This is a genomic window from Rhizobacter sp. P1_G5, from assembly GCF_056405435.1.
In genome coordinates this window covers 1-5,274 of the sequence record NZ_JBFUCB010000440.1, presented here as the reverse complement: position 1 = coordinate 5,274, position 5,274 = coordinate 1, and the positions used below count along the sequence as shown (strand labels likewise).

Annotated in this window: 5 protein-coding genes; 1 reads left to right on the top strand and 4 read right to left on the bottom strand. The window is 66.7% G+C overall.

What is annotated here, in order from left to right; translation table 11 throughout:
* Window positions 1-32: 32 nt before the first annotated feature.
* Window positions 33-506 carry a YhbY family RNA-binding protein gene (locus AC1D12_RS23950; protein ID WP_047511520.1) on the top strand — a complete coding sequence of 158 codons (474 nt, stop codon included), beginning with the start codon at window positions 33-35 and terminating at the stop codon, window positions 504-506.
* A 5-nt stretch (window positions 507-511) separates the two neighbouring features.
* Here AC1D12_RS23950 and AC1D12_RS23945 read toward each other — a convergent pair whose 3' ends face one another.
* The 4 genes from AC1D12_RS23945 to AC1D12_RS23930 all read right to left on the bottom strand — a co-directional run.
* On the bottom strand, window positions 512-961 hold the full coding sequence (locus AC1D12_RS23945; protein WP_047511518.1) for a DUF4149 domain-containing protein: 450 nt from the start codon (window positions 959-961) through the stop codon (window positions 512-514).
* A 4-nt stretch (window positions 962-965) separates the two neighbouring features.
* Window positions 966-1,442, bottom strand: a complete 477-nt coding sequence (gene greA, locus AC1D12_RS23940) for a transcription elongation factor GreA (protein WP_477843313.1) — start codon at window positions 1,440-1,442, stop codon at window positions 966-968.
* Window positions 1,443-1,524: 82 nt separating this feature from the next.
* Window positions 1,525-4,779, bottom strand: coding sequence for a carbamoyl-phosphate synthase large subunit (gene carB, locus AC1D12_RS23935; RefSeq protein WP_477843311.1), 3,255 nt, complete (start codon window positions 4,777-4,779; stop codon window positions 1,525-1,527).
* On the bottom strand, window positions 4,772-5,274 hold a 503-nt coding region (locus AC1D12_RS23930), incomplete at its 5' end, for a glutamine amidotransferase-related protein (protein WP_477843309.1). The genes AC1D12_RS23930 and carB, both read right to left, overlap by 8 nt.

Here is a 5,274-nt window from a genome sequence, read left to right as displayed (position 1 = left end):
GGCTTACGCTCACTGCAACCGATAATACCGAGATGCCTGCCATCGAACTGAATCCCGCCCAGCGCAAGGACAAGCGCGCTGAAGCCCACCACCTGAACCCGGTCGTCCTGATCGGTGGTGACGGCCTGACCCCTGCCGTGATCAAGGAAGCCGATGCCGCGCTGAATGCCCACGGATTGATCAAGATCCGTGTCTTCTCCGACGAGCGCGACACCCGCGAGGCCATCCTCGCGCAGCTGAGCGACCAGCTGAACGCCGCCCCGATCCAGCACATCGGCAAGCTGCTGGTGCTGTGGCGCCCGATTCCCCCGAAGGAAAAGGCCGAGCGCGAAGACCGCATGCCGGGTCCGCGCACCGTCAAGATCCTGAAGTTCTCGAAGAGCGGCAACCACCGCCCGCAGGTCAAGAAGCTCAAGGTGCTGGGCAACCAGCGCGTCGCCGCCGGCGGCGAGATCAAGCGCGCCAAGAAGCGCATCACCAGCCTGAAGAAGTCGGCTGCCGACTGAGCCTCTCAGGCCGGCTTGGCGCTGTTCAAGCGCCAGGCCAGCACCAGCAGCAGCAGCGCCTTGACGGCGTACAGGCTCATCGAGATGCCGTGCAGCGCGCCGAAGGACAGGCTGCCCTGCCCCGCCTTGGCCGCCGCCATCACCGGCTGCAACCCGAAGTAGCCGAGCACCGTGCAGAAGGCAACGGCCAGCAGCATCAACGCGTCCGCGCCCAGGATGCTGCGCCGCGTCTCCGTCATCTGCCAGATGCGGCGCAGCATCAGCAGCAGCAGCACGCTCAAGCCGAGGCTGAGGTACGCCTCCTGCATGAACATGCGACCGGCGATGCGCCCGGCGGTTTCAGGAAACGTGCTCGCGAAGCCGGCCGGCGCGCCGATGAAGCCCACGCCCAGCAGGACGCCGGCCCACAGGCCGGTCAGGAATCCCGCCGCGCGCTGCAGCTTCTGGGGTGTCATCACGTCAGACGTAGCGGACTTCGACGATCTCGTAGCTCTTGACGCCGCCCGGCGCCTGCACCTCGGCCACGTCGCCGGCCACCTTGCCGATCAACGCACGCGCGATCGGGGAGCCGATCGAGATGCGGCCTTCCTTCAGGTCGGCTTCATCCTCGCCGACGATCTGGTACGTGACGGGATTGCCGGTCTTCTCGTCCTCGAGTTCGACGGTGGCGCCGAACACCACGCGCCCTTCGGCATTCAGCGCCTTCGGGTCGATGATCTGCGCGGCGGCGAGCTTGCCTTCGATCTCGAGGATGCGGCCCTCGATGAAGCCCTGCTTGTCCTTCGCGGCCTCGTACTCGGCGTTCTCCGACAGGTCGCCCTGCGCACGCGCCTCGGCGATCGCCTGGATGACCGAATGGCGTTCCACCGTCTTCAGCCGATGCAGTTCTTCCTTGAGTTTTTCGGCACCGCGCACGGTGATGGGGATGGTCGTCATGGTGGAACCCTGGAGGCAAAAATGAAGCCGCCGCCCTCTCCCTTGCGGGAGGCCCGGCGGCGGCCGATGTGTTGCAGAAAGTTTAGTTCAGTTCGCGGTGCAGCTCTTGCAGGGAAAGCACGACCAGATCGTCCTGGTGCTTCATGCCTTCGACTGCGGCTTCGCAGCCGGCCATGCTGGTGTAGTAGGTCACCCGGTTGGCCAGCGCCGCCTGGCGGATATGGCGCGAATCGGCGATCGCCGTGCGCGTCTCGTCCACCGTCGTGAACACCAGCTGGATCTCGCCGGCCTTCACCATGTCGACGATGTGGGGGCGGCCGTCCTTGACCTTGTTGACCGCCTTCACCGGCACGCCGCCTTCGGCGATCGCCGCGGCCGTGCCCTTGGTCGCGACGACCTGGAAGCCGAGCTGGTGCAGGTCGCGCGCCACCACCACCGCACGCGCCTTGTCGCCGTTCTTCACGGTGATGCAGACGGTGCCGCGGTCGGGCAGCCGCGAACCGGCACCGAGCTGGCTCTTCAGCATCGCCTCGCCGAAGGTCCGGCCCGCGCCCATCACCTCGCCGGTGGAGCGCATCTCCGGGCCGAGGATCGGATCGACGCCGGGGAACTTGTTGAACGGGAACACCGCTTCCTTGACCGAGAAGTACGGCGGGATCACCTCGCGCGGCAGCTTGCCGTGGCGGTCCTTCTGGCTCGACAGCTTCTGGCCGACCATGCAGCGCGCCGCGATCTTCGCGAGCGGCTGGCCGGTGGCCTTCGAGACGAACGGCACCGTGCGCGACGCACGCGGGTTGACCTCGAGCACGTAGACGACCGCATCGGCGCCCTCGCCCTGGATCGCGAACTGCGTGTTCATCAGGCCCTTGACCTTCAGGGCCTTGGCCATCAGCACCGTCTGGCGGCGCAGTTCGTCCTGCAGGCTCTTCGGCAGCGAATACGGCGGCAGCGAGCAGGCCGAATCGCCGGAGTGGATGCCCGCCTGCTCGACGTGCTCCATGATGCCGCCGATCATCACCTCGTCGCCGTCGSWGATGCAGTCGACGTCGMMCTCGATSGCGTCRTCSAGGAAGCGGTCSAGCAGCACCGGCGACTYSTYCGACACCTTSACCGCTTCGCGCATGTAGCGCTCGAGGTCCTTCTCGCCGTGCACGATCTCCATCGCGCGGCCGCCCAGCACGTAGCTCGGGCGCACCACCAGCGGGTAGCCGATCTCGGCGGCCAGCGTCTTCGCGGCCTCCTCGGTGCGCGCGGTGCGGTTCGGCGGCTGCTTCAGGCCGAGCTCGTGCAGCAGCTTCTGGAAGCGCTCGCGGTCTTCGGCGATGTCGATGCTGTCGGGCGAGGTGCCGACGATCGGCACGCCGGCGCGCTCGAGATCGAGCGCCAGCTTCAGCGGCGTCTGACCGCCGTACTGCACGATCACGCCGACCGGCTTTTCCTTCGCGACGATCTCCAGCACGTCTTCCAGCGTCACCGGCTCGAAGTACAGGCGATCGGACGTGTCGTAGTCGGTCGACACGGTCTCGGGGTTGCAGTTGACCATGATGGTCTCGTAGCCGTCCTCGCGCATCGCGAGCGCGGCATGCACGCAGCAGTAGTCGAACTCGATGCCCTGGCCGATGCGGTTCGGACCACCGCCCAGCACCATGATCTTCTTGCGATCGGTCGGCTCGGCCTCGCACTCCTCGTCGTAGGTCGAGTACATGTACGCGGTCTGCGTCGAGAACTCGGCGGCGCAGGTGTCCACGCGCTTGTAGACCGGGCGCACGTTCTGCGCCCAGCGGGCCTCGCGCACCTCGTGCTGGTGCGTGCCCAGCAGCTTGGCCAGGCGCCGGTCGGAGAAGCCCTTCTGCTTCAGGAAGCGAAGTTCCTCGGTCGACAGGCTCGCGACCGTGCGGCCGGCGAGCGCCTGCTCGAGCTTGATGAGCTGCTGGATCTGCGCGAGGAACCACGGGTCGATCGCGGTCTCCTCGAAGACCTCCTGCAGGCTCATGCCGATGCGGAACGCGTCGCCGACGTACAGGATGCGCTCGGGGCCGGCCTCGCCGATCTCGGCAATGATCTCGTCGCGGTCCGTGCTGCGTTCCGTCAGCCCGTCGATGCCGGTCTCGAGACCGCGCAGCGCCTTCTGGAAGCTCTCCTGGAAGGTGCGGCCCATCGCCATCACCTCGCCGACCGACTTCATCTGCGTCGTCAGGCGCGAATCGGCGGCTGGGAACTTCTCGAACGCGAAGCGCGGGATCTTCGTGACGACGTAGTCGATGCTCGGCTCGAACGACGCCGGGGTCGCGCCGCCGGTGATGTCGTTGCGCAGCTCATCGAGCGTGTAGCCCACCGCCAGCTTGGCGGCGACCTTCGCGATCGGGAAGCCGGTGGCCTTCGAGGCCAGCGCCGACGAGCGGCTCACGCGCGGGTTCATCTCGATCACGACCATGCGGCCATTGACCGGGTTGATCGAGAACTGCACGTTCGAGCCGCCGGTGTCGACGCCGATCTCGCGCAGGATCGCGACGCTCGCGTTGCGCAGCAGCTGGTATTCCTTGTCGGTCAGCGTCTGCGCCGGCGCCACCGTGATCGAGTCGCCGGTGTGGATGCCCATCGGGTCGAGGTTCTCGATCGAGCAGACGATGATGCAGTTGTCGGCGCGGTCGCGCACGACTTCCATCTCGTACTCTTTCCAGCCGATCAGGCTTTCCTCGATCAGCAGTTCCTTGGTCGGCGACAGGTCGAGGCCGCGCTTGCAGATCTCTTCGAACTCTTCCGGGTTGTAGGCGATGCCGCCGCCGGTGCCGCCGAGCGTGAAGCTCGGGCGGATCACCATCGGGAAGCCCGTGCCGCCGATCTCGGCGGTGATGCGCTTCTGCACGGAGAGCGCTTCTTCCATCGAGTGGGCGATGCCAGAGCGCGCCGAATGCAGGCCGATGCCGGTCATCGCGTCCTTGAACTTCAGGCGGTCYTCGGCCTTSTCGATCGCCTTCTCGTTCGCGCCGATCATCTCGACGCCGTACTTCGCGAGCACGCCGTGCTTGTGCAGGTCGAGCGCGCAGTTCAGCGCGGTCTGGCCGCCCATCGTCGGCAGCACCGCATCCGGGCGCTCCTTCGCGATGATCTTCTCGACCACCTGCCAGGTGATCGGCTCGATGTAGGTGACGTCGGCCATCTCCGGGTCGGTCATGATCGTCGCCGGATTGCTGTTGACGAGGATGACCTTGTAGCCCTCTTCGCGCAGTGCCTTGCATGCCTGGGCGCCGGAGTAGTCGAACTCGCAGGCCTGGCCGATGATGATCGGACCGGCCCCGATGATGAGGATGGATTGGAGGTCGGCGCGCTTAGGCATTGTTCTTCTCCATCATGGCCGTGAAGCGGTCGAACAGGTAGCCGATGTCATGGGGTCCCGGGGAGGCCTCTGGATGGCCCTGGAAGCAGAAAGCGGGTTTGTCGGTGCGCGCCAGGCCCTGCAGCGTGCCGTCGAACAGGCTGACGTGCGTGGGGCGCAGGTTGGCGGGCAGGGTCTTCTCGTCGACCGCGAAGCCGTGGTTCTGGCTCGTGATGCTGACGCGGCCGTTGTCGAGGTCCTTCACCGGGTGGTTCGCGCCGTGGTGGCCGAACTTCATCTTGAAGGTCTTCGCGCCGGAGGCCAGCGCGAGGATCTGGTGGCCCAGGCAGATGCCGAAGGTCGGGATGCCGGTGTCGATCAGCGTGCGCGTCGCGGCGATCGCGTAGTCGCAGGGCTCGGGGTCGCCGGGGCCGTTGCTGAGGAAGATGCCGTCGGGCTTGTACGCGAGCACCTCGGCGGCCGGGGTCTGCGCCGGCACCACGGTCACCTTGCAGC